The organism is Actinotignum sp. usb-actsch-rep-73 (genome assembly GCF_059082735.1).
The window spans coordinates 1-2,503 of the sequence record NZ_JBHNPV010000011.1 but is presented as its reverse complement, the minus strand read 5'-3'; the positions used below and the strand labels follow the sequence as shown (position 1 = coordinate 2,503).

At 54.4% G+C, this 2,503-nt stretch carries 4 protein-coding genes; 2 read left to right on the top strand and 2 right to left on the bottom strand.

Translation table 11 applies throughout. From position 1 onward, the window contains the following. Positions 1 to 150: 150 nt before the first annotated feature. Positions 151 to 585, bottom strand: a complete 435-nt coding sequence (locus AC5RE1_RS00665; protein ID WP_227469326.1) for a hypothetical protein — start codon at positions 583 to 585, stop codon at positions 151 to 153. A gap of 237 nt (positions 586 to 822) precedes the next feature. Then, positions 823 to 1,389 carry a ClbS/DfsB family four-helix bundle protein gene (locus tag AC5RE1_RS00660; RefSeq protein WP_004007622.1) on the bottom strand — a complete coding sequence of 189 codons (567 nt, stop codon included), beginning with the start codon at positions 1,387 to 1,389 and terminating at the stop codon, positions 823 to 825. Between the two features lie 40 nt (positions 1,390 to 1,429). Between AC5RE1_RS00660 and AC5RE1_RS00655 the strand changes: the two genes are divergently transcribed. Both AC5RE1_RS00655 and AC5RE1_RS00650 read left to right on the top strand, forming a co-directional pair. Then, on the top strand, positions 1,430 to 2,002 hold the full coding sequence (locus tag AC5RE1_RS00655; protein ID WP_004007621.1) for a P27 family phage terminase small subunit: 573 nt from the start codon (positions 1,430 to 1,432) through the stop codon (positions 2,000 to 2,002). Between the two features lie 79 nt (positions 2,003 to 2,081). Beyond that, on the top strand, positions 2,082 to 2,503 hold a 422-nt coding region (locus AC5RE1_RS00650), incomplete at its 3' end, for an S-adenosylmethionine synthetase N-terminal domain-containing protein (RefSeq protein ID WP_493938194.1).

The window sequence follows — 2,503 nt, the reverse complement described above, 5'->3', positions numbered from 1 at the left end:
CTGGAGCTTGGGGGCGAATAATTCCACTGAGGCATATCAGAAAATAAGTGAATATGCCGACTTGGATAGCGCCGTTTTAGGATGGTTCCTGGCTGGATACGTCAAGGAAGAGATTCGTTTGACAGCTTGCCGAAAGCTAGCTGAATTCATCTACCGATAATTGATTTGGTCTTTTCCTTGGTGTGGCGCTTGGGTAAAAACGCTAAACCCAAGCGCTACACCACCAGCAACAAGAGCGCCGATGGCGGGAACGGAAAACTGGCTCAGCAGTTGAGAAAAAGAATCACTATGAACTAACGAGCCGACACCATCGAGTGAAAAGAGAAAAGCTGAGAGTCCGATAAAGGCTCCTGCTGAAAGTTGCAACGCGCGGGCAGATTGAATACCGATGAAATGCTTATTAAAAAGCAGAAGAAGAATCGTGAAACACACATACATGAGTGGCATCAATAAGAAGACCACAAAAAATCTCTGATCCTGATCCTTGCACCGTAGAAAGATGGCGGCGAAAAGCCACGCGCCGACAAAATATGCCAGAGCGGATACAAGAAACACAGATATTTTTTTGATGACCAGTCCCTTCAACTTTTCGCTACACATTTTGATACGGCAACGGCATCAGGAGTTGTATGCCCCAATAAGTTCTCATTCTACAAGAAGGGTTTCCCTGCATTGCTAAGGATAGCGCTGATCGGGCGGATGTTGCGTGAATGCAGGCACGAGGCCTGGTGCGTTGAACCCGACAGTCACGAAAAGGCGCACGGGAGCGCCTATACCAGAGGCTCCCGAGTATCTGTCTGTGGTGTACAGCGTGGTAAGAAGCTACTGGGGGGCGGCTTGGTTATGGGGTTGTTCTGGCGGCTTTCTGGTGAATGCACGGAGCTTTTTGATTGCCCATTCGTAGTGGCTTGATGTGGCTGACACGCAGTAGGAGCCGAGCGAGGTTGTGCCCGTCCACGGGAAATGCGCCTTGGTGAATAACTCCTCGTTGGTGAACTCGCCGATGAGAGCCACTACTGCGGTGTGGCTGTCAGCGAGGTTCTCGCGGATAGCCTCAAGCTCAGTGCCCTGATATTGAGTCCAAATCTCTTGGTTGAGCGTTGGCGTGGTTCGCCACGTGTGAGGAAACGGAAGAAACGGTCGAGGCTGACCCTGGCGGTTGGCGTCGACGAAGCCAAGCAACATGCGCTGCCACTCGTGCAGGTGGGCAAGGACGTCGCGCAGGTTTTTGTCCCGCGCCCAGTGGGCTTCTTTACCGATTTGAGTGATGCTGGGATCAAAATTCGTATGCTGATCGTCGGAACTCATGCCCTCAATGAGGCTGTCCAGTTTCGCATACTGCGCCTCGGCGGCATCCAATAGTTCAGTTTTCGTCTTCGGTCTCGGCACGCCACTAATTGTCTCACAGCAGGAAAGCAGATGAAAACCTATGGCGAAAGACGGAACGAACCGGGGTGGCCGCCGTGTGCGGGCAGGTGCGAAACCCGATCCGCTGAATGCGAAGCTCGCAGCTGGCCGCCCAGCCACGCGGCTTGATGATCCGCTGGGTGAGCCGTTTGACTTTGAAGGCTCAGATATCGGGGATGGTGCGGTGCTTGCTGGTGAGGTGATGCCGGAGCCTGCCGAGTATCTGTCGGAGATTCAGCGTGATGGTAAACCCCTCGGCGCTGACCTCGTCTACCGAGAAACATGGCAATGGCTCGATCAACGTGGCTGTTCCCAGTTCGTCGCACCGCGCTTGATCGAATCCTATGCGCAGGCGTTCGCGCGTTATGTGCAGTGTGAACAGGCGATCTCCAAGTTCGGCTTGCTCGGCAAACACCCAACCACAGGGGCTGCGATCGCATCCCCTTTCGTTGCTATGTCCCAGTCTTTCGGGAAGCAAGCGAACGTGTACTGGTACGAGATTTACGAGATAGTGCGCGCCACCTGCACCAGCGACTACTCAGGTTCGGCGCCGGGTGATGACGTGATGGAGCGCCTGCTGCAAGCCCGCTCCTAACACCCCTTTGATTCTCGTGTGCCTGCCCGAGATGGGTGGGCACTTTTCTATGTCCCGATTCTTTGGAAAGTGAGTGTGTATGTCTGTTACGAAGACTGCTGAGGCCGTGTGTATCGGCCATCCCGATAAGCTCTGTGATTTGATCGCTGACACGATCCTTGACGATATCCTCTACGAGGATCCTGCTGCCCGCGTTGCAGTAGAAGTGATGGCATCTGGCCGCAGGATCATTGTGACTGGCGAGATCACTTCGAAGGTTCGTCCGCGTATTCGTGAGTCGGTGCGTTACGCGCTGGTGAAGGCGGGTTATGTGCCGTGGAAGTTCCTCGTTTTCGTCTGGACACGCCGCCAATCCCCAGACATCAACGCAGGAGTTTCCAAGTCCTTGGAGGCTCGCTTCGGAGACACGAGTGAGTTTGCGTTGCAGGGCGCTGGCGATCAAGGCACCGTCTACGGATACGCCACCAACGAAACCCCGCAGCGTTTGCCATTGCCGCTCGT